This window comes from Acinetobacter sp. 802_lipA (assembly GCF_058242885.1).
The window spans coordinates 3213247-3239061 of the sequence record NZ_JBZAYP010000001.1 but is presented as its reverse complement, the minus strand read 5'-3'; the positions used below and the strand labels follow the sequence as shown (position 1 = coordinate 3239061).

The window sequence follows — 25815 nt, the reverse complement described above, 5'->3', positions numbered from 1 at the left end:
CCATCCTTTTTTTAATTCATATTTGAAACTATTCTGTTTATGTCGCTTTTCCATTCCGACGCTTTTTTGGCTTTTCGTTCACGTGATTTTTCACTTCTGAGTGTCAATCAGTTGTGCTTAATTCTAGCCATCATGATTCAAGAAGTCGTCATTGCCTATAGCGTCTACCAACTCACTCAGAACCCACTCAGCCTTGGCATGATTGCATTAATTGAGTTACTTCCCTTTATTTGCCTCTCCCTGATTAGTGGCGACTGGGCTGACCGCTATAACCGACAAAAAATTGTGCAGTGGAGTTTTAGCTGTAGCACTCTAATTCCATTATTATTTATTGTTCTTTTTTCTCAGTACCAACAACAGCACATTCAACAAAATACTCTTTTATGCGGCATTTATAGCCTCATCTTTTGCTTAGGCATACTTAGAGGCATTTACAGCCCATCTTTTAATTCATTACGCCCTTTTCTAACCCCCGAGTCAGCCTATAGCAATGCAGCCACATGGACCGCGCTCATTTGGCAAATAGGCGGCATTTTAGCGCCTTTATGCGCAGGACTTTTACTCGGCCAACTTGGGCTTGAAAAGACCCTCTTTATTGTTTTTTTCTTGTGTTGCGTGGGTAGCATCTGCTTATTCGGATTAAGTCCTCGTCAATTCCCTAGCCCACATAAACAGCATTTAAGCAAAAGTTTGAAAGAAGCCTATTTGTTTATTTTTAAACATCCACTAATGTTTTGGAGTATGTTGCTGGATCTCAGCGCCATGCTTTTTTGTAGTGTCATTATCTTACTGCCTATTTTTGCACACGATATCCTGCATCTTGGTGTTGAAGGCTTAGGTATACTCAGAGCTGCACCAGCTATTGGCGCCTGTATCATGATGTTGATGTTGACCTGTTATTCTCCGATGCAAAATGCATGGAGAAATATGCTCTATAGTAGTTTTGCAATTGCTTTGTGTACTTTAGCCTTTGCACTATCCTCCCATGTTTGGCTCTCAGTCTTCTTCCTTGTTCTAATCGGTGCCTTTGATAGCATCAGCATGGTCATTCGACAAATTTTATTACAGCAACTCCCCCCAAAAGCACTATTAGGGCGTGTAGCGGCTTTAAATGGCATATTAGTCACTTCAGGCAATCAGCTCGGCGCCCTACACATGAGCCTGATGACGCGCTATTTTTCTGTGGTGCCAGCAGTACTTATTGGAGGGACGTTGTGTTTAATAATCTGTGGTCTAAGTTCTACTCGTACGCGACATTTACTCAAGCCATCTCCAACACAACAAAAACATGCCACAGTGGCAAAAAGTGAATAGCATGTTAAGCTTCAAATCCTCTTTTAATATGATGTGAGTTTTCAATAGAGCAAATTATGAAACAGATTCTCCCCTTTTCACACACACTCTATGCCAAACTCTATTCTTTCGTACTATCCGTGTTGTTGGCTTATTGCCTATTCAATGCAATCTATAGTGTGATTATTGGTGGAAAAAGCGCATACCTTTTCAGTAATCTGATTTTAATATTTCAAACGATTACTATTTTTAAAACATCTGTAAATAAAAAGATCTATAACTATATGGGATTGATTGGACTCATTTTAAGTCTGGTTTATCTCAATCATTGGATGTTTCTTTCTCAGACTGAAAGTATTGCCATTCTTCCCTCAGTCATACTCACCTTACTTAGCTTAGGCTATTTTTCACAGCAACATTCGCGTTTAAATCTATTGAAGGCGGCTTTAATTTTTGGGCTTTTAGTATTAGCCTATACGCAATACCATGACTTGAATACTCTACAAAACTATTATAATAGCCTGCATACAGGTGAAACATGGCAGCAATATGGTGCTTTATAAAGATCAAAAAAACCGTTAGAGTTTTCTTCTTATTTTAAGCACAAAAAGCCAGCAATATCGCTGGCTTGATTCTTCTAGACTTTAGCGATGAGTATGAATCGACATCACGATGCCCATGCTCGCTAGCATGGTAATCACCGCGGTTCCGCCATAACTCATCAGTGGCAATGGATCACCTGTTACAGGTAAAATCCCGCTCACCATCCCAGAGTTTAACAATACAAAGAAAAAGAACGTTAAGCCCACAGCACCCGCATATAAACGTCCAAAATTATGGAAGCTGTTCATACCAATAATCAAACAACGAATGATAATGGCCGCAAACAAACTAAACAGCAAGAACACCCCAATAAAGCCAAACTCTTCCGCATACGTCGACATAATGAAGTCGGTATGGTGCTCAGGCAAATACCCTAAATGTGACTGCGTACCTTCTGTAAAGCCCTTCCCCATTAAGCCACCTGAACCAATGGCAATTTTGGATTGGATAATATTCCAACCCGCACCCAATGCATCTGACTCTGGATCAAATAAAGTGAGCACTCGCTTTTTTTGGTACTCTTGCAAAAAGAACATCCAAAGTAAGGGAGCCACAACAGCCAACGCACCACAGGCCAAAGCAATGAGCCGCCAAGAGATACCGCTGAGGAAAATGACGCACACACCAGGAATCAAGAGACCTAGGTTTAAGTCGGGCTGTAAAGCTGCCAATAAAAACGGCAACATCATGATACCCAACGAAATCACAATATGCATAAACTTCGGCGGGAATGCGCGGCCTGCAAAGTACCACGCCATCATCAAAGGCATGGCAAACTTCATAAACTCAGAAGGCTGCATGCTACCAATACCAGGTAGACTAATCCAACGTCTGGCTCCCATGCGGGTTTCCCCCACCACCAAGACCAATACCATTAAAATCACAGCAAAGATGAAAAAATAAGGACTAATGGCCTGATAGACCTTGGGTGGGATTTGTGCACAGATAATCATCACAATGAAGCCCACAGCAAAGCTCGTGCCTTGGCGAAACACCATGCCCATATCTTGCGCTGAAGCACTATAAATGACCAACAACCCCAACACGGCATTTAAAATAAGAAAACATAAAAGCCATGGATCTAAATGTAATTTAGCCCAACGAGATGAGTCATGTTTAATGCTTCTACCGTCACGTAAAGACTGACGTAAAAAACGATACTGCTGTGATGGTATCATTTGCGTAAATTGAATGAGCTAAAGACAGGGCAAATTATAAGTTCAAAGTGTTTTAGATAACATCATTCAAACCCATATTTCTGTAGTTTTAGCTCAATAAATCCAAATAATTTTTATTGTGCCGCCAAAATCAGGCGCGCAAGCTCAAGGTCATCTGGATAGGTAATTTTAATATTATCGGAGCGCCCTTGTACAACTTGAACCTTTTCACCAACAAACTCTAAAGCACTGGCTTCATCAGTAATTAAGGCTTGTGCCTCTAGTGCATGTTCAATTGCTTTTTTCAGCACCCCCAGTTTAGCAATCTGCGGGGTTTGTGCCTGCCAAAGCTGTGAACGATCAACGGTTTCTTGAATATCTTGCGCCAAGATCACACGCTTTAAAGTATCTCTTACAGGAATAGCTAAAATCGCCCCTGTATTGGACTGAATAGCAGTATCAAACAGTTTGAATAAACAATCCTGCGTGACACATGGACGTGCAGCATCATGCACAAAGACCCAGTCGTCAGCATCAGCGATTGTGGAAAGATAATGGAGTGCATTGAGCACTGAGTCTACACGCTCAGCACCACCTTCACAGAAATGTGCTTTTTCCATGTTGGTAAAAGGCAAACTTTGAGCGACATCATCATCTGAACCAATCGCCAAAACATAGCCCTGTAAAGGCAATTGGTTAAGACGTAAAACCGTATGTTCAAGTACGGTCTTTTGTCCAATCATTTGATATTGTTTTAGTTCAGTTTGAGAAAAGCGACTACCCGAGCCAGCAGCAGGAATAATAGCCCACAATTTATGGGGTAGCTGGAGGGGTTTCAGGCTCATCGTCTTCATTGGTTCGCAAATCAATTTGGGCGTTAGGGTTAATATAAACAGGCTTATATTGAGTACTGATGGTACTCATTTGAATAAACGTTTCTCGAGGTTTGATTAAACCCAAGTCCAAGCGCGCATGCTCTTCAATGGCTTCAATACCATTTTTCAAATCATACACTTCTGCCGCCAAGACACGATTACGTTCTTTTAAGTCGTTATTAATTTCAGTTTGTTGTTGGATTTTTTGTGTGAGTTGCAAATGGTCTTGATAACCACCCTCACCAAACCAGTATAAATACTGAAACCCTGCGATCAAAATGATCGCAAGGCCTAGTAGTACTTTACTCATCAACGAGTCGAATACATTGAACATTGACATCAGTCGCTTAGTTTAAACCTTTAAACTCAGCTTTACCGCGGTAAGCAGCATTTGTCAATTCTTCAATACGAAGCAATTGGTTGTATTTCGCTACGCGGTCAGAACGACAAAGTGAACCTGTCTTGATTTGACCAGCAGCAGTACCCACCGCAAGATCTGCAATCGTAGAATCTTCAGTTTCGCCGGAACGGTGTGAAATCACTGTAGAGTAACCATTTTCTTTCGCAAGATAGATTGCATCTAGAGTTTCAGTCAACGTACCAATTTGGTTGTATTTAATTAAGATAGAGTTACCCACTTTCTCATTAATACCACGTTGAAGGATTTTCGGGTTTGTAACGAACAAGTCATCACCCACCAACTGGATTTTGTCACCAAGGATTGATGTCAAGTAAGACCAACCTTCCCAATCTGACTCATCTAGACCATCTTCAATAGAGATAATTGGATATTGGTTTACAAGTCCAGCCAAATAGTCAGAGAACTGGTTGCTTGTGAATGCTTTATTGCCTTCACCAGCAAGGATGTACTGGCCATTTTTGTAAAATTCTGAAGACGCACAGTCAAGCGCAAGCATAATGTCAGAACCTGCTTTGTAACCCGTTTGACCAATCGCTTCAAGAATAACTGTGATTGCTTCTTCGTTTGAACGTAAGTTCGGCGCAAAACCACCTTCATCTCCTACAGCAGTGTTTAAACCTTTTTTGTTTAAAACTGATTTTAGAGAATGGAAGATTTCAGCACCCGCACGTAATGCTTCAGAGAATGAAGTGAAGCCCACAGGCTCAATCATGAACTCTTGAATATCCACATTATTGTCTGCATGCGAACCACCATTGATGATGTTCATCATTGGTACAGGCATAGTCAAAATGGTTTGACCACGTAAGTCTGCGATGTATTGGAAAAGAGGAATTTTCTTTTCATCAGCAGCAGCACGTGCAGCAGCTAGTGATACAGCTAAAGTTGCATTCGCACCCAATTTTTCTTTGTTTTCAGTACCATCAAGTTCGATCATCGTGTTATCGATGTCTTTTTGTTCAAATACTGATTTGCCCACTAAAGCATCACGGATAATCGTGTTTACGTTGTTAACCGCAGTTTTAACACCTTTACCCAAATAGCGTGCTTTGTCACCATCACGAAGTTCTAAAGCTTCACGAGAACCAGTTGAAGCACCAGATGGTGCACATGCACGGCCAACTACGCCAGATGCTAAGATTACGTCTGCTTCGATGGTTGGGTTACCACGAGAGTCCAAAATTTCACGTGCACGAATGTCAACGATTTGGCTCATGAACAATTCCTCAGTTGATTAATAACGAGATGCTTTAGATGGCATCAATGAGTTTATAATTTAGTGTGTATCTAGCTTTTTGAAACCTTTAACCAAGGTGTCCAATTCTTTTAGCTGCGCCAAGAAAGGCTCAAGTTGAGACATACGCAACGCGCATGGTCCATCACACTTGGCTTTTTCTGGGTCTGGATGCGCTTCTAAGAATAAACCTGCTAGACCTGTTGCCATTCCCGCGCGAGCAAGTGTCGTGATTTGCGCACGGCGACCGCCCGCAGAATCTGCACGACCACCCGGAGTTTGAAGCGCATGGGTTACATCAAAGAACACAGGGACATTCATTTCTTTCATGATGTCAAAGCCCAACATATCTACAACCAAATTGTTGTAACCAAATGCCGAACCACGTTCACAAATAATGAGCTTGTCATTCCCTGCCTCTAAACACTTATGCAAAATATGGCGCATTTCATGAGGTGCAAGGAATTGTGCTTTTTTGATGTTAATGATGGCATCCGTTTTGGCCATCGCTTCAACCAAATCCGTCTGACGACTTAGAAAAGCAGGAAGTTGAATAATATCCGCAACTTCCGCTACAGGTGCAGCTTGGTAAGGTTCATGTACATCAGTAATAATGGGTACATTAAAATGTTTTTTAATGTCAGCTAACCACTCAATCCCTTTTTCTAGGCCTGGCCCTCGAAACGAGTTCAAGCTTGAACGGTTGGCTTTATCAAAACTGGCTTTAAATACGTAAGGAATCTCCAAACGCTTGCAGATATCGACATAGGTCTCTGCAATTTCAAAAGCCAAATCTTTAGACTCAAGTACGTTCATTCCGCCGAATAGTACAAATGGCAAGTGGTTTGCCATTTGTATATCGCCTAAACGTACAATTTCTTGTGGTTTTAATTGTGACATTTAAACTTCCTAGTTTATTGCTTAACCCCAATTACTTCGCTTTTTTGTACTGTGCTTTCGCAGCATCAATAAAACTAGCAAATAATGGGTGTCCATCACGTGGTGAACTTGTAAATTCCGGGTGGAATTGTACAGCAATAAACCAAGGATGTTGAGGAATTTCAACTGTTTCTACTAAGTGCTGTACAGGTGAATAGCCCGAAATTTTCATGCCAGCTTCTTCAAGCGCTGGAATAAAACGGTTATTCATCTCATAGCGGTGACGGTGACGTTCAATAATATCTGCTGAACCATACACTTCACGTGTTTTAGTCCCTTCAACCAATTCTGATTTTTGAGCACCAAGACGCATCGTACCACCAAGATCAGAGTCAACATTACGCTGTTGAACTTCACCGCGCTCATCTAACCATTCAGTGATTAGACCAATCAATGGAGACTTAGTCGAACGATTGAATTCAGTCGAACTCGCGTCACTAATACCCACGACATTACGTGCATATTCGATCACAGCCAACTGCATACCTAAACAAATACCCAAGAATGGAACACCATTTTCACGTGCGAATTTAATCGCTTGCATTTTCCCTTCAGTACCACGTTCACCAAAACCACCCGGTACCAAGATTGCATCCATATCTTTCAATACTTCATTGACATCTTGGCTTTCAAGTTCTTCAGCATTGACATAGTCAATTTGAACTTTAACGCGATTTTGAATGCCCGCATGTAAAAGCGCTTCATTTACAGACTTATACGCATCTGGAAGTTCAACATACTTACCAACCATTGCAACACGTACAGTGTATTCAGGGTTTAGTAGTGCTTCTACAACATTGTCCCAGTCTGTTAAATCAGCTTCAGGCAAGTCATTGAAACCAAAACGTTCACAGATTAAGTCGTCAACATTTTGTTCATAGAATGTACGCGGAATTTGGTAAATGCTGCGCGCATCTTTACACACCACAACTGCACGTGCTTCAACGTTTGTGAACAAGGCAATTTTACGGGTCGTGTCTGCATCAACATCATATTCAGTACGACAAATTAAAATGTCAGGCTGAATACCAATCGATAACAATTCTTTTACCGAGTGCTGAGTTGGTTTAGTTTTCAACTCTGCCGCAGATTTGATATATGGAAGCAAAGTTAAGTGCATAAGCATAGTGCGCTTATGACCTAGTTCAACCATAAGTTGACGTACCGATTCCATGAATGGGAGAGATTCGATGTCACCTACTGTGCCGCCAATTTCAACAATCGCAACGTCATAACCTTCGCCTGCACGAAGTACACGTTCTTTGATGTTGTCTGTAATGTGTGGAATAACTTGAACAGTTCCACCAAGGTAGTCACCACGGCGTTCTTTATTTAAAACGTCTTGGTATACGCGACCAGATGTAAAGTTATTTAACTTGGTCATTTTCGCACGACGCAAGAAACGTTCGTAATAACCCAAGTCTAAATCGGTTTCTGCACCATCCTCTGTGACAAAAACTTCACCATGTTGGAACGGGCTCATAGTCCCTGGATCGACATTAATGTATGGATCCATTTTTACCATGGTTACTTTTAATCCACGGGCTTCTAAAAGCGCAGCAACTGAAGCAGCTGAAATACCTTTACCTAGTGATGAAACTACACCACCAGTCACGAAAATAAAATGGGTCATTGGGTTTCTCGTACAATCGAGCCTAATTCGGCCTGCAATGTTGCGCAATTTTACTTTACCTTGTACCAATAAAGCAAAGTCAATCCGCATCAATTCATAGAACAATAAACAATTGGATATTCTATCAGCATTTGGCAGATAAAATTAAGCTAAGTTCATAGGATTTTCATCTTGCATTTTGCTGTTATAATGGCGCGATCCTTCAAACACTCGATTTTATGTAATTATGAATAAAAAACTTTTAATTTGTGGTGCCATTACAGCAGGCTTACTATTAACAGCATGTGTAAAGAAAGAAGCGCCTAAAGAAGATGAACAAGAACAAGTTGAAGTCGTCACTACAGAGCAACAACAAACTGTTGAACTTCAACCTTTAGCAGCGTCTGAGCCTGAGATTCCAGCGCAAGTTGAAGTGATTCGCGAAGAAACACCTAATACAACTACTGAGATCCGTCGTGAAACACCAGCACCTGCTCCAGCAGCAGAGCCTGCGCCTAAAGCAGAAGCACCTAAAGCTGAAGAAAAACCAACGCAAGCACGTCCAAGTAATACAAACCCAAATACGCAAACTGAAGATGATGCGGTTGCAGCAGCCATTGCAGCAGCGACACCAGCTTTAGAAAACTAATCATCACTATTTAGATGATTAAAAAAACCCGATTGATATCGGGTTTTTTATTGCTGGCTTATAAATAAGCTTTTAATTTTTCGGCAAGAAAGTCAATAAATAAGCGAATACGCTTTGGCACATAGTTTTGTTGATAGTAGACCGCATGTATTTTCTGCTCTTTAATCTGAATTTGGTCTTCCAACAAAGCAATAAACCGCCCATCTTGAATATCTTGCTCGACCATAAAGCGTGACAAACAGGCAATCCCTGCCCCCTGCAATGCCAACTGACGAACAGTTTCACCATTTGAACATTTAATTTTGGCCTGAATGGTTAAAGGTTCATCCTCCAACTGAATAGGCCACGTATTTAAATGCGCAGGCTGACTAAAACCAAGCAAGGTATGTGAGCTTAATTCTGCTGCATTTTTGGGTAGACCATGTTTTTGCGCATAAACAGGACTAGCCACAATATATAACCGACTTTTACAAAGCAGCTTGGCATGTAAGCTGGAATCCGCTAACTCACCAAACCTAATCGCGACATCGGTTTTATGTTCAAGTAAGTCTATAACCTGATCGTGATTGGTAATTTCTATATCAATTTTTGGGTAGTGCTGCATAAATTCTTCAATCAGCGGCACTATCACATGCAGTACAAAAGGCGTTGCTGAATCAATCCGAATTAAACCAGACGCCTCAGCATCAGTATTTTGCAGACTTTCTTCAGCTTCGGTCAGATCCAGTAAAATTTTACGCGCCTTTGCCAAAAACTGCTGTCCTTCATAGGTCAACTTGAGCTTCCGTGTCGTTCGCTCTAGCAAAGTCACATTCAACTTTGACTCTAGACGTTGCAAGGCTCGGCTGACACCCGATGTGGTTTGATCCAATTGCTGCGCAGCTTTGACGATAGAGCCACTATCAACAATGCTCACAAAAGCCGTTAATTCTTCTATGGTTGATTTCATGTGTAATTATTGATTAATAGTCAATAATATTTTGCAAATTACCCAGTTTTTAAGCAAGTCTTTTTTCTACAAAATAGCCTCATTCAATGCAACAAGTTATCGAGTAAAAAATGAATATCGTTCCTCAATTCGGCCTAGGTACTTTTCGTTTAACAGGTGACACTGTCATTGAGTCTGTGAAAACTGCACTAGAAGTCGGTTATCGTGCGGTCGATACTGCTCAAATCTATGGTAATGAAGCCGAAGTTGGTCAAGCCATTGAACTCAGTGGTATCAATCGTCAAGATCTTTTTCTCACCACAAAAATCTGGACGGAAAATTACTCAGCAGAAAAATTGATTCCAAGCTTAAAAGAAAGTTTGCATAAACTAAAAACCGATACCGTGAATCTAACCTTGATCCACTGGCCTGCCCCAAGTACAGGTGTAAACATTACAGAACTCATGCAGAACTTATTGCAAGCGAAACAACAAGGTTTGACCGAACACATTGGTATTTCTAACTTCAATATTGAGCTGACTCAACAGGCGATTGAGAGTATTGGGCTAGAAAATATCGCAACCAACCAAATTGAACTCAGTCCTTACCTACAAAACCATCAACTGGTTGATTTCCTCCAAGCGCAAAACATTGATGTCACTTCATATATGACACTGGCTTACGGTAAGGTTTTGAATGATCCTGTTTTAATGCACATCGCGCAGCAAAATCAAGTATCGACTGCACAAATTAGCTTGGCTTGGGCATTACAACGTGGTTTTGCAGTCATACCTTCTTCAACCAAACGTGAACACTTGATGTCCAACTTAAAAGCTCAAGAGATTCAACTGTCGACTGAAGAAATGATGGCAATTACGCAATTAGACCGAAATCAACGTGAAGTTAATCCTGCCGGATTAGCACCGATTTGGGATTGAGCATCGCTATGAAAATTAATTTTCCACTTTTGGCGCTTGCGGTGGGTGCTTTTGCCATTGGAACTACCGAGTTTTCACCCATGGGATTTTTGCCTGAAATTGCCAACGATTTGTCCGTTTCAATTCCACAAGCCGGACTGCTAATTAGTGCCTATGCTGTAGGCGTCATGCTTGGGGCTCCGCTCATGACCTTATGGTTGGCACGCTTTCCTAAGAAAACAGCTTTAATCCTATTGATGGCTATTTTCACGATTGGGAATGTGTTGGCAACCGTTGCACCTGATTATATGAGTCTCATGGGTGCACGTTTAATTACCAGTTTAAACCATGGTGCATTCTTTGGCTTAGGTTCGGTGGTGGCAGCCAGTGTTGTGCCTAAAGACAAACAAGCCAGTGCAGTCGCCATGATGTTTATGGGTCTCACCATTGCCAACATTGGCGGTGTACCACTTGCAACATGGCTCAGTCAAAATACCAGTTGGCGCATGGCTTTTGCTGCGATTTCAATCTTAGGCATTATGACCATGTTGGCACTATGGAAAGCGCTACCGCAAGATCACGATGTGGTTAAACCGAATGTAGCAGAAGAATTACGTGTTTTAACACGTGCGCCTGTCGTCCTTGCTTTATTAACCACGGTCATGAGCGCGGGCGCAATGTTTGCGTTATATACCTACATTGCTCCGAGCCTACATGTATTTATGCAGGCATCACCGCAAACCATCACCTTGATGTTGGTTTTAATCGGGATCGGTTTCTCCATTGGTAATCATTTGGGTGGAAAGTTTGCCGATCTATCCCTAGAGAAAACCCTGATAGGCTTCCTTGTACTTTTAATGGTGATGATGCTTGTTTTCCCAGTATTAGCGCAAACAACTATTGGTGCAGCGATTGGCTTGGTGATTTGGGGTGCGGCAGCATTTGCGGTAGTACCGCCACTACAAATGCGCGTCATGTCAATCGCAGCAGATGCGCCTGGGTTCGCCTCTTCGGTTAACATTGGCGCGTTTAACTTAGGCAATGCCTTAGGTGCCTTTGCAGGTGCAACGGTACTGAGTATGCAACTCAGCTATGCAGCAGTTTCATATGCAGGTGCCGCACTCAGCTTTATGGCCTTGATCTTGGTCTTACTGCAAATGAAGTTCGGTCTTAGCAAGAAAGCCTGTGAAGCCGTTTAAGCCTTTACACTGCTGAACCAATCAAAAAAGACCTACACTGCTGTAGGTCTTTTTTTTAGTGTTTTTTGATGTTCCAGTTTCAAAAAGTCCGCAATCAGCTTGGTTGCCCAAGACTCGGTATTGAGTACCCCTTCATAGAAGCCACAATGGCTGCCTTTTTTGGTGGTCACTACCGCAATATTCGGCATTTGACGGATCATGTCTTTATACGGTTCAAAATTTTTAATATGACAGACGGGATCATCCTCTGCATTTAAAATCAGCAATGGAATGGTGACATTTTCAAATACATAGATTGGGTTTGTGGCTTGTTTATAACTGTCATAGTCCACATAACCCGCCATTTCATAATAACTCGACTCAAACTCAGCCAAGGTTTTAGTCATTAAAACTTGCGAGACAGACGCCGTTTCTTGCCAAGTTTGCTGATAAGGAAAAATAAATTTCTTAAACAGTTTCTTGGTCATGACCTTACTGTAAAAGGGATACACATTTACAAAACCCAACTCCGTGTTATAACCCGGACACAGGGCAAAGGCCGCATTAAAAGGGGTTTGACTCCCTTCTTCGCCCAAATAACGCACCAAAAGCCCGGTTCCCGCAGAAGAGCCAACCGCATACAACGTTGAACTTGGAAATGTGCTTTGAATAAAGGCAATTTGCTCACGTAAATCATCGGTTGAACCGAAAAGATTCATTTTGGGTACAGGCATTGGAAGGTCTGCATGTCCACGGCGTAAGCACAGTGCAATGCGCCAACCCGTATAGCGATTTAAGTCACGCACCACCTCACGCATACTTTCAGGAGAGCCCGTAATCGTATGCATAACCACAACCGTTGGCGTCACTTCAGGCAAGTCATAACCGAACCACATAATGCCAGTGACCCCACCGTCTTGCATCTCTAATTGATCAAAATGATCGTATTCCAATTGAATCCGACGCTTTTGAATCACATCAAAATATAAAAGATGGGCATGCGTGTTGGATAACCACGGTGTTGGTCTGTACTTTTCCTGAAGCTGTGTAAGCGCCCCAACAGTCTCTTGAATTTGCCCTTGCGGGTTAACATAGAGCTTCGGTTGTTCCGCACCAGTCACTCGATCCCACGCCGTTTGGCTTAATTGGTTTAGCAAACTGAACACAGCATTCATATCAGCACCTTCTTTTTTCCTATCTTTCTTGGTGATGCATCAATTTTCATGCCTAACTATAAATAACAAGTCACACGTTTATCATCCAGCTTGAGGTGCAAAAGCTGCCATTCGCTGTCCCATTTGTACAGCTAAGGCCTCTAGCCCCGATTTAGGACGGATCATCACTTCAAAATCTACAATTTGACCTTGCTCATTAAAACGAATCATGTCAATCCCTTTGAGCTTTTTTTCGCCGACATTGGCAGAAAACTCAAGGACGACACTAAAACCATCTTCTGTAAAAAATTCACGGTGGTAAGTAAAGTTTTCAAAAACCTGAATCACATTACTTAAAATAAAAAAAACCACTTGCTTACCCGGATAAGGATTAAATGCCACCGGTGAACGGAACACGACATCTTCTGCTAAAAGCTCATTTAAGATGCTCATATCACGAGTCGTGACCATATCATGCCAGCGTACCAATGCTTGTTTTGTTGTTGCTAAACTCATTCTTATGTCCTTATGAAAGTGAATCCACTCAAATCTGAAATAAAGGCACCTTCTCTTACACCACATACGTTTCATGGAAAAGGCAACACGAGGGAAAAGATAATATTTTAGAAAATACCTCTCCCAAACCCTCTCCGTGTAGGAGAGGGAGCTTTATTACAAATTTTAAGCTGATAAATTATTGTTATCGATTAAATGGTCGCAGCCAGTTCAGCGCCTTGACGAATCGCACGCTTCGCATCCAACTCACCTGCTTCTTTCGCACCACCAATCAAATGCACATTTTTACCATCGGCTTTTAATTGGTCGTACATTGCAGTATAAGACTCTTGTCCTGCACAGATAATCACGTGATCAACCTCTAAAACCGTTGGCTGATCATTCACTGTAATGTGGAGACCTTGATCATCAATTTTGTCGTAGCTTGCACCTGCAATCATTTTTACATCGCGATGTTTTAGCCCCGTACGGTGAATCCAACCCGTGGTTTTACCTAAGCTTGCACCGACTGCCTTCGCTTTACGCTGTAGAAGGTAAATTTCACGATCCGATTGCTCCAAGACTGGCTGTTTTAAGCCACCGACATGCGCATAGCTGGTGTCGATTCCCCACTCATCATAGAATTTTTGTGGGTTTAAACTACCGCTTTCGCCTTCATGGCTTAAGTATTCTGCCGTATCGAAACCAATACCACCCGCACCAATAATCGCGACTTTTTTGCCGACGGGCTTACGCTCACGTAGAACTTCGATATAGCTCAACACTTTCGGGTGATCAATCCCTTCAATAGTCAGCTCACGTGGAGTCACACCTGTTGCAACCACAATGTCATCATAATTTTCAGCGCTCAGTTCCTCATAAGTTGCGGTATGATTCAGCACCAATTTGATATTGGGTTGTAATTCAATTTTACGTTTGAAATAACGCAGTGTTTCGTAAAACTCTTCTTTACCAGGAATAGTCTTCGCAATATTAAACTGACCACCAATCTGACTTGCTGCTTCAAAAACAGTCACTTGATGTCCACGGTCAGCGGCATAAGTCGCAAAACTCAAACCTGCAGGCCCAGCACCAATCACCGCAATATTTTTCTTAGCCGCACTTTCTTTAAAAATCAGTTCAGTTTCATAACATGCACGCGGGTTGACTAAACACGTCGCAATTTGCATGGAGAAAATTTGATCTAAACAGGCTTGGTTACAACCAATACAAGTATTGATTTCATCACTACGGCCTTGTTCTGCTTTGAGTACAAACTCAGCGTCTGCAAGCATTGGGCGTGCCATCGACACCATATCCGCATCACCCTGAGCCAAAACATGTTCAGCCATTTCAGGGGTATTAATACGGTTAGACGTAACTAAAGGAATCTGAACCGATCCTTTTAGCTTCTTGGTCACCCATGTAAATGCCGCACGTGGCACTTTGGTTGCAATCGTTGGAATACGCGCTTCATGCCAACCAATACCTGTATTGATAATGGTTGCGCCCGCCTTTTCAATTTCTTTGGCAAGCTGAATCACTTCTTCTAAAGTCGAACCACCTTCAACCAAATCCAGCATTGAAAGACGATAAATAATAATAAAGTTTTCACCAACTTCTGCACGAGTGCGTTTTACGATCTCAATCGGAAAACGAATACGATTCTCATAGCTTCCACCCCATTCATCATCACGATGGTTGGTACGTGCCGCAATGAATTCATTGATTAAGTAGCCTTCTGAGCCCATGATTTCAACACCATCATAGCCAGCAACTTGTGACAATTTTGCACAATTCACAAAGTCTGCAATAGTCTGATTTACTTCAGCAGAAGTAAGGGCATGAGGTTTTACAGGGTTAATCGGTGCTTGAATCGCAGAAGGTGCGACGTTTTCAGCCTGATAAGAATAACGCCCAGTATGTAAAATCTGTAATGCGATTTTACCACCCGCATTATGTACGGCTTGTGTGATGACTTTATGCTTTTCCGCTTCTTCTAAAGTATCTAACTTAGAACCACCGTGAAAAGTCACACCATGATCATTCGGTGAAATACCCCCTGTTACAATAAGTCCTACACCGCCAGCAGCACGCTCTGCATAAAATGCCGCCATGCGATCATAACCACCTTCAACTTCTTCAAGTCCAACGTGCATAGATCCCATTAATACGCGGTTTTTTAATGTGGTAAAGCCTAAATCTAAAGGCGCAAGTAAATGCTGATAATTAGACATGTGTACTCCTTGGCGTGCTTTCGCTGGCTAGTATTTTAAATACAAGGTTAGATCAAATTATTTAATGCAACAAGTTGCATAATGTTTATCTTTATAATCGAGATTTGTTTTTTATGCAACATGTTGCATAATGACTCTACGTCCATTTTATTTGCGAAATATTACCGAAATGTCATTAGCTCATGTTTTATTGACCAGTTTGATTGAAAAACCAAGCACAGGTATTGAGTTAGCGCGTCGTTTTGACCGTTCAATGGGCTTCTTTTGGAATGCAACACATCAACAGATATATAGAGAACTCAGCGCTATGCAGAGCAAAGGCTGGATTTCAACGATAGAAGACGATGGTGCAACCTCGCGTAAAAAAACCTATCAGGCAGAACAGCTCGGACGTACAGAACTTGCCGACTGGCTGGTAAAACAAAGCCCACCTGCCCAGCTCCGTGAAGAACTGATGGTGAGACTGCGTGTTGAGGCTCAGCTTGGCGGCAACACGGTTTTGCCTGAACTTGAACGACATCTCATACTACACAAAGAAAAACTACAAATTTACCAAAGCATTTTTGCCAAAGACTTTGGTCATGCTGAAGAAAATGATCGTACCTTATATATTCATAGAATGATTTTACAACTTGGAATTAATTTAGAATGTGGTTGGATTGAGTGGCTAGAGACCATGATTCCAGCACTTAAAAACTTCGAAAAATAAAAAACCACACAAAGGATTGATCATGCCACATTATTTAATGCCAGATGGCGAAAAACTCTATGTTCGAGAATTTGGACAAGGCACACCAGTACTGGTCTTATCTGGCTTAGGGATGCAAAGTTGGCAATGGCTACCTTTTTTATATCAACACCGTAAAAAGTACCGTTTTTACATTCCTGACTGGCGAGGTTTTGGTGGTTCAGCGCAGTGCAAAATTCCCACACTGGATGCGATTTCCAGCCACTGGCAAGATTTAAACTGCTTTCTAAAACAATATGCTGATACAGCATTCCATGTGATTGCCTATTCTATGGGCGCTACGACAGCCATGCATGGCATGCAATATGGTCGCTTTCAAAACCATATCCGCAGCTATTTACACATTGACCAAACACCCAAGATTAGCGTCGATGCAGACTGGCCACATGGTTTATTTGCTGAAAAGCACGCCAATTTCAAAGCTATCCTACAAAACATTGCAGACTTATTGGCGCAAAATGCGCAGTATCGTTTGGTTTCAGACTTAACAGCACCCATACGTACTGAACTGGTCAAGCAATGGTTGGATTTTATCCAACTGCAAGCCACACCCTCTCGAACTGCGGCTTTATTTCAAAAAGCATTTCAACAGCCATACTTGCAAAAATTCATGCTCCCGATCCAGCGTTTAGACTATATGGCTTGGTATATTCAAAATTATCTTGATCATCAAGAAGACTATCGCAGTGCGCTCCGCCAGATTGACCGACCGGCTACATTTTTTATTGGTGAAGACTCAAAACTTTATCCTGCTCAAGGACAAAAGCTGATTGCCTCAAGTGTGCCTCATGCAAAAATGGTGATCTTTAAAAAATCTGGGCATACGCCTTTATTGAGTGAACCGCTCAAATTTTCCCAAGAAATTACACGTTTCCTCAAGGCTACAGACGTTTAAATGTGTGTCGTTGTATCAGCCAAATGATGAATATTTTTATAACAGCTGAAGATAAACACACTTAATCATTGCATTGTAATTACAAAAATCAGATCAGTCCGATAAAACATCAATGCTTAGGAATTAAAAAAGGCATCTCTAAGAGACGCCTTTTCTTATGCTGCATAGGTCTGCTTGAGATAAGCAACAATATCCGCCGACTCAAACAAAGCCGTTTCGGTATTCGGGTCAACCAAATATGGCACTTGAATATCACGTCCCATCACCTGCATGACTTGCTCACGCTTTCCACCTGCCAAAGGTACATATTTGCCCGGTTTTAAACGCAGTACAGCTGGGCCTTGATCTTGCCAACGTTCTTTAGGCACATTATGAAACTTAAAAGGGAGCTCCAACTCGGTCAGTAAACCACGGACAATCCGAGTATAAGGACTGGCTTCAAATCCCCAAAGTTGTAACAGCTGTTCTGGCGCTACGCGATCTTTAATACTCTTGTTGATCCACACCCCACTCGCACCATTTACCAATGTCCCGACATAAGCAACATAAGGTGTTTTGGGATAATGTGCATACTTTTTCGGTGTTTTACCACTGCGACCATATTGTTCAAACAAGTAGTGAATAATATCTTCAGACTCGTATAGCTTAGTGTCTGTATTTTCATCGAGTAAAAAAGGAAATTGGGTTTTCCCACCCAACTGTTTCACCAAAGGACGATATTTAGTTCCACCCTTAGGACATGGATACACTTCATAATCCAAGTTCAACAAAGTCAGTACTTCACGCACACGACGACAATATGGCGAGCCTTCAAACTCATAGAGCTTTAAAGGTTGCTCAGGTTGTTTAGGATGCGGCGTTCCAGTTACACCACGCCCACCTTGCGCAAGCCCCGAAAAAAGAGCCTGAATCACTTTAATTTGATGCTTCACCATATTACACGTCCATATCTTTTGTTGATGTTGTTATGAGTCTGGTTGGTACTTATGCATCGACCAGTTTTTCTTTTGCAATGACAATGCCGTTATTATCCGCATAGAGATAATGACCTGATTGAATGGTGACACCACCAAAATACAAGCTGATATCAACTTCTCCTACACCTTTACGATTACTTTTTTGTGGAATAGCAGCTAAAGCATGCACCCCTAAATCTAGTTCAGCAATGGCATCTACATCACGGACACAGCCATAAATCACCACACCATTCCAGTGATTTTTGACTGCTGACTCTGCAATTAAGTCTCCCATCAAGGCACAGCGCATCGAAGCACCACCATCCACAACCAATACTTTACCCGTACCATCTGTTGCTAACAGCTCTTTCACCCGAGAGTTATCTTCAAAGCATTTAACCGTAACCACCTGACCACCAAAGGTTTTACGCGCACCATAGCTCCTAAAAAACTTACCATCCATCGATGGACTGACCACTTGTAAATCAAGTTCAGGATGATCATCCAATAAATCGCATGTCACAAATGCTGTCGTCACCACACTTCCCCTCATTTTGTCTTTTGTATGCGTAAATTATCATATATTTCAAATTTCTCGGTCTGCGTTTGGGCAGCCTCGACCATAGTATGAGCCACTTGTTCTGCTGTCACTGGCTTATATTTAAAATGCTTTGGTATAAAATGCGATAGTTTGGTATAAGCCTTTTGGAATATATCTTCCAACATGCGACCTTCATTACGCTGTCCGATCAGTAAGGATGGCTGCAGAATACTAACCTTATATAAATCGAGTCCTCGAATAGTCTCTTCAAGCTCACCTTTGACGCGATTATAGAAGATTTTCGAATTGGCTTGCGCACCCAAGGCACTGATCAACACATAATGGGTTTTGGTCAAAACAAACAATTCAGCAAAATGTGCATTCACCACATAGTCGATGGCATAAAACTGCTCTTTTGAGCCAGCTTTCTTTAAAGTCGTCCCCAAACAACTAAAAGCATGACTGTAGCCCTGAACATCTTCATGGTTAAGTAATAAAAAATCATCCAGCTCCAGTTGCTGAACTTTGTCATACCGATCGAGCTGCACATTATGCTTTCTGACCACAGCCAATATTTTGCTACAACTTTGCAGTTGTTGTAATTGTTGAATCAGGTTTAAGCCCACCAAACCCGTTGCTCCAATCACAATGGCTTGTTCTATATTTTGTGTCATTTTTATACAAACTCCCATGCAGATGGCTAATCTTACCTTTTCTTTAGAATTTTTATGTATCTTAAATATAGTCAAAGCATGTCAAGACTTGACTTCACTGCGTATATTAATCAAAATATGCCACTTGTTTACGGGCTGGTGATTGTTCTTCTGATGTGGTTTTCAGTTTGAATTTCAGCCCGCCCAGACCAATCTATTTCAAGGAGTGCACGAGTGGCAAACTCTGCTCAAGCTAAAAAACGTGCTCGTCAAAACGTTAAAGCACGCAAACACAACGCAAGCTTACGTTCTATGGTTCGTACTTACATCAAACGTACAGTAGCTGCTATCGCTGCTGGTGATTACGCAGTTGCTTCTGAAGCATACAAAACTGCTGTACCAGTACTCGACCGTATGGCTGATAAAGGCATCATCCATAAGAACAAAGCTGCTCGTCATAAGAGCCGTTTAAATGCACAAGTTAAAGCTTTAGCTAACTAATTTATGCATTAAAAAAAGCCCTTTTTAAAGGGCTTTTTTTGTATCTATTTTTTGAACCTTCCAACGCCTAAACCTTTTCCAATACATCTGTTACTTAACAATACAGCTTAAAACTCAAATAAAATTTAGCAAGCGCTCTCTAGCATCCACAAGAACATCTACTTACAAAAAAAGCCCCCTTTAGGGAGCTCCTTTCATTTCATGTTAAATCATTTGCTAGATGAGCAGTGGTTTAATTCAAAGATTGAGTTTTCAGGTTTTTCACTAAAATACTAATATTTCTCGATGTTGCCCCAGCTAAAATCAAGCTTGTATTTTGATTCAGCATTGACCATCTTTGATTGTTATTTCCAGAGCAACCATATCGAATTGCAATCTGACGGTTATTTACCAAACTACCCGAGTTTAAGTCTAAGCACTGTCCTGATTGTTTAATGGCAGACGTCGTGGCATCCATTGACCACACTTGTGCTGCATTATTCGCCACACAGTCAGTCAAGGTGACTTTAGCACTTCCCCCATTACCCGTTAAACACTGCCCCATAGCCGCTTTGCTATGGATACGTCCTAAACTGTCATAAACCCACTGCTCAGTATCATCAGCAGCACAAGCCGACGGGCCACTAATGTAAATATCCATTTTTTTGTTCGCAGTTAACTCCGTTTTTAAACAGTTTTTGCTCTGTACACGACAAATTTCACAGAACCCTTATCCTATCAGGATTCTGCCTTCTTAAAATTGCCAAAATTTCCTTAAACTCTTCTTTTTTCCCAAAACCAATTAAACGCTGAATCGCCATTTGAACATAGTCTAAACCATAGCGAAATAAACTCATTGAGAGTCGTCCATGCTTCTTTATTTTTATCGCTTTTTTTTGATCATGTTGCCATTCACCCGTTAAGTAACACCAACAGAAGCTTATAGCTAACACCGCAATCAATTTTTTCACTCGTCTAGCGTCTGTCAAGCGCGTATTTTCAAGATTGAATCCTCGTCCTTTGAGACAACTGAATAAGGTTTCAATTTCCCAGCGTAATGCATAATCCTGAATAGCATTGGCATTAAACTGAGGAGAAACGACGAGTAAAAGCTCTCCATTTTCTAACTGTAGTGCACTCATATATAGTTTCACCCGACCAACCAAAATCCGTCGTTTACGACATTCAATTTGACCAAGTTGAAGATGGCGAAATAAATCACTAATTTTATGATTCTTCCCTAAATGATTGGTGACAATGAAGTTTTTTTAACACGAATGCAGAAGTTGATGTCTTGTTCAATTAACCATGTAAACCACTGCTCACCGATAAACTCTCTGTCTGCGAACACATTCACAATACGGTCTTTACCAAAAATGGATATAAAGCGTTGAATCAAAGCAATCCGCTCTTTCGTATCTGAATTTCCACGTTTATTAAGCAATGTCCAAACGATAGGTATCGCTATTCCACGATAAACGATCGCAAGCATCAGGATATTAATATTTCGTTTTCCCCATTTCCAATTGGTTCTATCTAAAGTCAGTTGCACTTGGTCGAATGAAAACATATTGAAAATCAACCGAGAAATTTGACGATAATCAAAATACTGACCTGCAAAGAAGCGCTGCATACGTCGATAAAATGATTGTGGTAAGCACTTGATGGGCAAGGCTTTAGATGCAGAAGAAAGATTACATGTTTGCTTTAAAATAATCACAAGCATGATGAGCGCAAAGCACTTTAAATGTGACTTGTTCCATTTTAGAGATTTGTTTAAGATAAGATATAACTCATTGAGATGTGTCATAGTATTCGTCGTTAGAAAACAATTATTATGACATTATTTCAATGAGTTATCTATTTTTGTCGTGTACAGAGCAGTTTTTGTTATTTTTTAACAAAGTACTTTGTGCAAGTGGGTCATCTTGTTGTAAACCTAGCTGTTTGATAAAAGCATTGAGTGCATCAATCGCAGCAGGTACATCTTTGGCCAAATCATCATAATAAACATTTACCCAACGATTTAAACGCATCCACCTAGTTTCTTGCTCTTCATAACGCTCAAGTACCTGCTGTGCAACCAAACTCATCTCATTTTTATATGACTTATAAGCCTGATAAAGCATTAAACCATTTGATGACAAAACAATAAGATTGTTCGCCGCTTGATTCAGTAGCTCTTGCTCAAGGAGAGGCAACTCTACATCGCGTAAGGCTTTATAACCCTGTGCTTTACCAATCTTAACTGCAGGTGTAATAGCCGTAGCATATTGGGGAATCACTGTAGTTGATAATAATTTGGCAACAGCATTGGCCTGCTTACAATATAAATCAACTTTTTGAGGGTGATCTGCAAGTGCTAAATTGACATGTAATTTATTGGCATTACTACCTAATCGTGTCGGAGCCAGTGCAATATTGGTCACTGTATTTGGATACGGTACATTCAACCAACATGCATCCTGATTTAACGCCGTATTTGCAGCGGGTAAATCATAAACATTGCCCCAGTTTGAACGTGCCGCAGGATATAGTAGTCCAACCCGCGCAACAGGGTCATAGCCACCTAAAATAGTCACTACAGGCTCACCAAAAACACGTGGGCGTAGATAGTTTTGCTTTGGTTGATACCAAACAGGTGCAGCAGAATCTGGCATAGTAGGCTGAACCACTTCCATCTGCCTTGTTACTTCATTCCATTTTTTATAGCCCGTAGGTGAAGTCTTATCCCACACATAGCGGTTAAAGTGCGGTTGAATTTTTAAATAAGTGCTATAACCCGTATAGTGGGTATAACGTGAAACTGAGCTTGATGCATAACCACCAGACATTGCATCTCGGCTATGTGGATATAAAGATAAGAAATTTGCAATTCCTGTAGAATTAGCCCATAAATCCTTATTATTCCAAATCAAATTACCCCGCATCATATTGCGATACGGAATATAACCCCAACCACTGTCCGCATGATGTGAGGTCCAGAAATCATTACCCTTCTCCTGCCCAGGATAATGCCCCAATCCATAGTGGTGTCCAATTTCATGACTAAATTCATTCCCAACCGAATCATACAAAGTTAGCATGCCGTTACCACCACTTAAACCATGATTACTTTCGCCATTGGCATATTTTCCACGGCTATGGTGTGCAACTACGGTTTGGGTTAATTGTGGTTGATTTTGACTTGCCATCGAAGCACTGGTAATTCCCCAGTTTGCTAGATTAATACCTACGCTAAATGTCGACTTACCCACGTTTTCACGCATGTCACCCTCATAAACTCCGCCTTGGCTGGTGCTTGCCGTATCGTAAATCGTCCCGTCTGCAATCATGACGCGATCCAACTGAATATCATCATATTTTGCAACGGTCATTTCAGCAGCTGGAATCGTTTGAAAGTAATCTGAACCTGCCCGAACAGGATCATTCAGCATATAGTGACCATTGGAAACAGGAGGAGCCGTTAACATACCGATACGAATATTGTTTAAGACCAACTCTCCCGGAGAGGCAAAATCAATTTTGTCTTCCGCAATTTGCCCCTGACGTCCAAGAGAATCTTTGATCTGAATACGCAAACCTGGACGTATTTCATCCAATTGAGTCGAGCACTCCACGCGCGCTTACTATATTGCACACGCGGACGGTCATCAGTATTAGTTTGATCAGACTGAGGAATGTGTGTTGGATCAGCCAATTCAATAGTTCTTAACCATTGGTTATTCATATAGATGTCTGCACTCAGCATCTCGATTGTTCCCATTGCTTGACTGGGTGTAACCAATAACAATGCCTCTTTTTCCATCGTTAAATGTGGCATTTTTTTACTTTCATTACCATTTGGATCAACCACATGACTCTGACCAAATTGCAACATCGCCTCAAAGCTACCAATTAAATCATTTCGTATCACACGTGTTTTTGAGTTTGCATCGTAGTCAAAATACCCCAATGTGCTTTCAATAACTTCAGGTGCAGCTTCTGCCGAATCGCCATCCCCACCACCACATGCAGCAAGCATCAGCGTTACAACACAAAGACTTAGCTTGCAATACAAGAACTCATTCACACTTTTCACATCTCCCCCCAAAACAGTCACAAATAAAATTAAAAATCATTAATAATTTATATAAATCAAAAACTTAATTATTTAACACTATTTTCTATTGATATTCAATTTACATAATTTGTCACTTCAGAACATATTTTTTATAAACATTAAAACTAAAGTCCGAAAAGTAAAAGTTCTGTGACAGGGCTTGAATTTATGAAAAATAATGATGAGTTATACATTTGAATTTGCACCAATATAGTGCCAATATTTGTCAGTCAATTTTTTAAAAAAAAGAGATTTCAATTAATTTTCTTTGTAAGCACGTAGCTTATTTTAATTTTTAGATCCAAAATGATTAAAATCCCATAAATTAATTATGGTATTCTGTTTTCTTATAATGAAACCACATAGAATGTTCTACTGGGGAATAGCATGATTAATAAATTTCTTCCAACACTTGAAAAATTTCAACCGACAGAACAACAATATATTGAGTATTTTCACACCAAAGGTGAAAAAGACATACTCGCCAAAGTCATCTCAAATATGCGGGGAACCGCAGAAATTCAGGCTTCTCAGGGCGTTGATGCATGGTTAGGCTATGGCGTTTACTTGCCTGCAATTGAACGTATTTTTGCACTGCACCAAGGGGAAACGGAAGCTGAGTTTTATGACCGTACTCAATATCCAGCCGATGTTGTCAATGCTTATACCCTTTCGAATCATGAGATTGCCACGCTCATTGCTGCAGATAAATACAATCGCATTCATCAGCACAGCGTAGCGGTGAATACCTCATTATGGCCTTTAAATGATGAAGGCCTGAGTATCGACTTGCTCGATTTTCCCAATCGACTCAAAGCCAAAATTTAAACTTATGCGATATAGCATTTAGGGTCTGTTGACATTTACTGTTCATAATTAACCCTATAAAGGTAGCCATAAAAATATACAGGCTAAAGCAACAGAACTTTGATAATTTCTTTTGAGCTTGTCATATCGAGTAGCTATTCCTCTAAATTGCTTTAATCTACAAAACATATTTTCAACTAAATGCCTGATTTTATATAAATACCAGTCCATATGGTCATTGTTCGATTGGCTATTTGTTTTCTTTGGTATATTCGCTTTAGTCCCTGTTTTCCTGATCTGTTCACGCAGTGGTTCTGAATCATAGCCTTTATCTGCACATACCACTTTTGTCTCTTTTAAATCTAATGTTGATATTAAATCAGGTGCAACTTTAACATCATGTGTGGTTCCATCGGTAATCATGAAATCAATAGGATTGCCATGTGCATCAACAATCAAATGTATTTTTGAGGAGTTTCCTCCTACACTTTTAGAAATAGATTGATTCGCTATGCCGGCAGAATGTTGATGAGCACGTACATGAGAGCCATCAATAAAAATCCACTCCATATCGGGGCATGAGGCTAATAATTTGAATAATCTAAGTAACTTACCGCTGCTTGACCAACGATTAAAACGTTTGAAAATAGAGTTTGAATGACCAAAACAACAAGGAATATCTCGCCACGGACAGCCTGTTCTAATTCTATAGAGAATAGCTTCAATAAAATTGCGTAAATTTGAGTTGTGGTGAATGGATAAATTACGCAGAATAACTTTCAACTTTTGCCAGTGTTGATCTGTCAGCATGGTACGAGGCATAGCGAATAGTAAAATTGGGTTTGGCGATTTGATTTTACTACTTCGCTATTTTTTTAAGCTAAAAGTGTCAACACACCCTAATAAGGTTGACGAATGATCGATCTATAAATCTCGTATAT

The 25815-nt window shown here is 40.9% G+C and carries 24 protein-coding genes and 2 pseudogenes; 9 read left to right on the top strand and 17 right to left on the bottom strand.

From position 1 onward, the window contains the following. Nucleotides 1-39: 39 nt before the first annotated feature. Nucleotides 40-1314: an MFS transporter gene (locus AC4CU3_RS16005; RefSeq protein ID WP_279044140.1), complete on the top strand. Its 1275-nt coding sequence runs from the start codon at nt 40-42 to the stop codon at nt 1312-1314. A gap of 56 nt (nt 1315-1370) precedes the next feature. Next, nucleotides 1371-1856 carry a hypothetical protein gene (locus tag AC4CU3_RS16000; protein ID WP_279044142.1) on the top strand — a complete coding sequence of 162 codons (486 nt, stop codon included), beginning with the start codon at nt 1371-1373 and terminating at the stop codon, nt 1854-1856. An 81-nt stretch (nt 1857-1937) separates the two neighbouring features. Here the strand turns inward: AC4CU3_RS16000 and rodA are convergent, their stop codons facing one another. The 6 genes from rodA to pyrG all read right to left on the bottom strand — a co-directional run bounded on the left by rodA (nt 1938) and on the right by pyrG (nt 8155). Continuing rightward, nucleotides 1938-3074, bottom strand: a complete 1137-nt coding sequence (rodA, locus tag AC4CU3_RS15995) for a rod shape-determining protein RodA (protein WP_058869803.1) — start codon at nt 3072-3074, stop codon at nt 1938-1940. Nucleotides 3075-3187: 113 nt separating this feature from the next. Further along, nucleotides 3188-3898 carry a 2-C-methyl-D-erythritol 4-phosphate cytidylyltransferase gene (gene ispD / locus AC4CU3_RS15990; RefSeq protein ID WP_058869804.1) on the bottom strand — a complete coding sequence of 237 codons (711 nt, stop codon included), beginning with the start codon at nt 3896-3898 and terminating at the stop codon, nt 3188-3190. Further along, nucleotides 3867-4268, bottom strand: a complete 402-nt coding sequence (locus AC4CU3_RS15985; protein ID WP_078388790.1) for a septum formation initiator family protein — start codon at nt 4266-4268, stop codon at nt 3867-3869. The genes ispD and AC4CU3_RS15985 overlap by 32 nt, the downstream gene beginning before the upstream one ends. Nucleotides 4269-4275: 7 nt before the next feature. Beyond that, the gene (eno, locus tag AC4CU3_RS15980; protein ID WP_004696631.1) at nt 4276-5565 is read right to left on the bottom strand and encodes a phosphopyruvate hydratase; all 1290 of its coding nucleotides are present in this window, start codon (nt 5563-5565) and stop codon (nt 4276-4278) included. A 60-nt stretch (nt 5566-5625) separates the two neighbouring features. Further along, nucleotides 5626-6483 carry a 3-deoxy-8-phosphooctulonate synthase gene (kdsA, locus tag AC4CU3_RS15975; protein WP_005401052.1) on the bottom strand — a complete coding sequence of 286 codons (858 nt, stop codon included), beginning with the start codon at nt 6481-6483 and terminating at the stop codon, nt 5626-5628. A gap of 31 nt (nt 6484-6514) precedes the next feature. After that, entirely contained in the window at nt 6515-8155 is a 1641-nt protein-coding gene (gene pyrG / locus AC4CU3_RS15970) for a CTP synthase (RefSeq protein ID WP_004696627.1), read from the bottom strand. Nucleotides 8156-8381: 226 nt separating this feature from the next. Here pyrG and AC4CU3_RS15965 point away from each other — a divergent pair, with 226 nt between their 5' ends. Next, on the top strand, nt 8382-8783 hold the full coding sequence (locus tag AC4CU3_RS15965) for an internalin (protein ID WP_263507048.1): 402 nt from the start codon (nt 8382-8384) through the stop codon (nt 8781-8783). A 58-nt stretch (nt 8784-8841) separates the two neighbouring features. Here the strand turns inward: AC4CU3_RS15965 and AC4CU3_RS15960 are convergent, their stop codons facing one another. Continuing rightward, nucleotides 8842-9732 (bottom strand): LysR substrate-binding domain-containing protein, encoded by an 891-nt coding sequence (locus tag AC4CU3_RS15960; protein WP_279044146.1) that lies wholly within the window; start codon nt 9730-9732, stop codon nt 8842-8844. Nucleotides 9733-9842: 110 nt separating this feature from the next. On the opposite strand from AC4CU3_RS15960, the gene dkgB reads away from it, so the two are divergent. Together dkgB and AC4CU3_RS15950 are read left to right on the top strand one after the other, a co-directional pair. Further along, nucleotides 9843-10649, top strand: coding sequence for a 2,5-didehydrogluconate reductase DkgB (gene dkgB, locus AC4CU3_RS15955; protein WP_279044148.1), 807 nt, complete (start codon nt 9843-9845; stop codon nt 10647-10649). A gap of 8 nt (nt 10650-10657) precedes the next feature. Continuing rightward, nucleotides 10658-11827 carry an MFS transporter gene (locus AC4CU3_RS15950; RefSeq protein ID WP_279044149.1) on the top strand — a complete coding sequence of 390 codons (1170 nt, stop codon included), beginning with the start codon at nt 10658-10660 and terminating at the stop codon, nt 11825-11827. Between the two features lie 32 nt (nt 11828-11859). Here AC4CU3_RS15950 and AC4CU3_RS15945 read toward each other — a convergent pair whose 3' ends face one another. From AC4CU3_RS15945 to AC4CU3_RS15935, 3 genes are all read right to left on the bottom strand, one after another. Further along, nucleotides 11860-12981: an alpha/beta fold hydrolase gene (locus tag AC4CU3_RS15945; RefSeq protein WP_279044150.1), complete on the bottom strand. Its 1122-nt coding sequence runs from the start codon at nt 12979-12981 to the stop codon at nt 11860-11862. An 81-nt stretch (nt 12982-13062) separates the two neighbouring features. Further along, a complete protein-coding gene (locus AC4CU3_RS15940; RefSeq protein WP_236770006.1) occupies nt 13063-13476 on the bottom strand; it encodes a nuclear transport factor 2 family protein in 414 nt (137 codons plus the stop codon). A gap of 191 nt (nt 13477-13667) precedes the next feature. Continuing rightward, a complete protein-coding gene (locus AC4CU3_RS15935) occupies nt 13668-15692 on the bottom strand; it encodes an NADPH-dependent 2,4-dienoyl-CoA reductase (RefSeq protein ID WP_236770005.1) in 2025 nt (674 codons plus the stop codon). A 169-nt stretch (nt 15693-15861) separates the two neighbouring features. Between AC4CU3_RS15935 and AC4CU3_RS15930 the strand changes: the two genes are divergently transcribed. Together AC4CU3_RS15930 and AC4CU3_RS15925 are read left to right on the top strand one after the other, a co-directional pair. Beyond that, a complete protein-coding gene (locus tag AC4CU3_RS15930; RefSeq protein WP_010326972.1) occupies nt 15862-16401 on the top strand; it encodes a PadR family transcriptional regulator in 540 nt (179 codons plus the stop codon). 22 nt (nt 16402-16423) lie between these two features. After that, a complete protein-coding gene (locus AC4CU3_RS15925) occupies nt 16424-17335 on the top strand; it encodes an alpha/beta fold hydrolase (protein WP_279044152.1) in 912 nt (303 codons plus the stop codon). Between the two features lie 155 nt (nt 17336-17490). On the opposite strand, the gene AC4CU3_RS15920 is transcribed toward AC4CU3_RS15925, so the two are convergent. From AC4CU3_RS15920 to AC4CU3_RS15910, 3 genes are read right to left on the bottom strand one after another with little or no spacing between them, the layout of a single operon-like run. Next, nucleotides 17491-18270 carry a glutathione S-transferase N-terminal domain-containing protein gene (locus AC4CU3_RS15920; RefSeq protein ID WP_004696607.1) on the bottom strand — a complete coding sequence of 260 codons (780 nt, stop codon included), beginning with the start codon at nt 18268-18270 and terminating at the stop codon, nt 17491-17493. 49 nt (nt 18271-18319) lie between these two features. Next, nucleotides 18320-18832: a ribonuclease E activity regulator RraA gene (gene rraA / locus AC4CU3_RS15915; RefSeq protein ID WP_010326975.1), complete on the bottom strand. Its 513-nt coding sequence runs from the start codon at nt 18830-18832 to the stop codon at nt 18320-18322. Between the two features lie 8 nt (nt 18833-18840). Then, nucleotides 18841-19506, bottom strand: a complete 666-nt coding sequence (locus AC4CU3_RS15910; protein WP_126036983.1) for a Rossmann-fold NAD(P)-binding domain-containing protein — start codon at nt 19504-19506, stop codon at nt 18841-18843. Between the two features lie 213 nt (nt 19507-19719). Here AC4CU3_RS15910 and rpsT point away from each other — a divergent pair, with 213 nt between their 5' ends. Further along, nucleotides 19720-19986, top strand: coding sequence for a 30S ribosomal protein S20 (rpsT, locus tag AC4CU3_RS15905; RefSeq protein ID WP_279044153.1), 267 nt, complete (start codon nt 19720-19722; stop codon nt 19984-19986). 232 nt (nt 19987-20218) lie between these two features. Here rpsT and AC4CU3_RS15900 read toward each other — a convergent pair whose 3' ends face one another. The 3 genes and pseudogenes from AC4CU3_RS15900 to AC4CU3_RS15890 all read right to left on the bottom strand — a co-directional run. Further along, the gene (locus AC4CU3_RS15900; RefSeq protein ID WP_490738381.1) at nt 20219-20626 is read right to left on the bottom strand and encodes a ricin-type beta-trefoil lectin domain protein; all 408 of its coding nucleotides are present in this window, start codon (nt 20624-20626) and stop codon (nt 20219-20221) included. A gap of 58 nt (nt 20627-20684) precedes the next feature. Then, nucleotides 20685-21775, bottom strand: a protein-coding gene (locus AC4CU3_RS15895; RefSeq protein WP_490738091.1) for an IS4 family transposase whose coding sequence is annotated in 2 segments (ribosomal slippage) — nt 20685-21235 and nt 21235-21775 — 1092 coding nt in all. Because the reading frame shifts where the segments join, the coding sequence is not laid out codon by codon here. A 70-nt stretch (nt 21776-21845) separates the two neighbouring features. After that, nucleotides 21846-23989: pseudogene (locus tag AC4CU3_RS15890) on the bottom strand (M66 family metalloprotease); the annotation flags it as partial. Nucleotides 23990-24454: 465 nt separating this feature from the next. Between AC4CU3_RS15890 and AC4CU3_RS15885 the strand changes: the two are divergent. Continuing rightward, nucleotides 24455-24895 carry a hypothetical protein gene (locus tag AC4CU3_RS15885; RefSeq protein ID WP_010326978.1) on the top strand — a complete coding sequence of 147 codons (441 nt, stop codon included), beginning with the start codon at nt 24455-24457 and terminating at the stop codon, nt 24893-24895. Nucleotides 24896-24930: 35 nt separating this feature from the next. On the opposite strand, the pseudogene AC4CU3_RS15880 reads toward AC4CU3_RS15885, so the two are convergent. Beyond that, nucleotides 24931-25696: pseudogene (locus tag AC4CU3_RS15880) on the bottom strand (IS5-like element ISAba31 family transposase). Between the last annotated feature and the right edge of the window lie 119 nt (nt 25697-25815).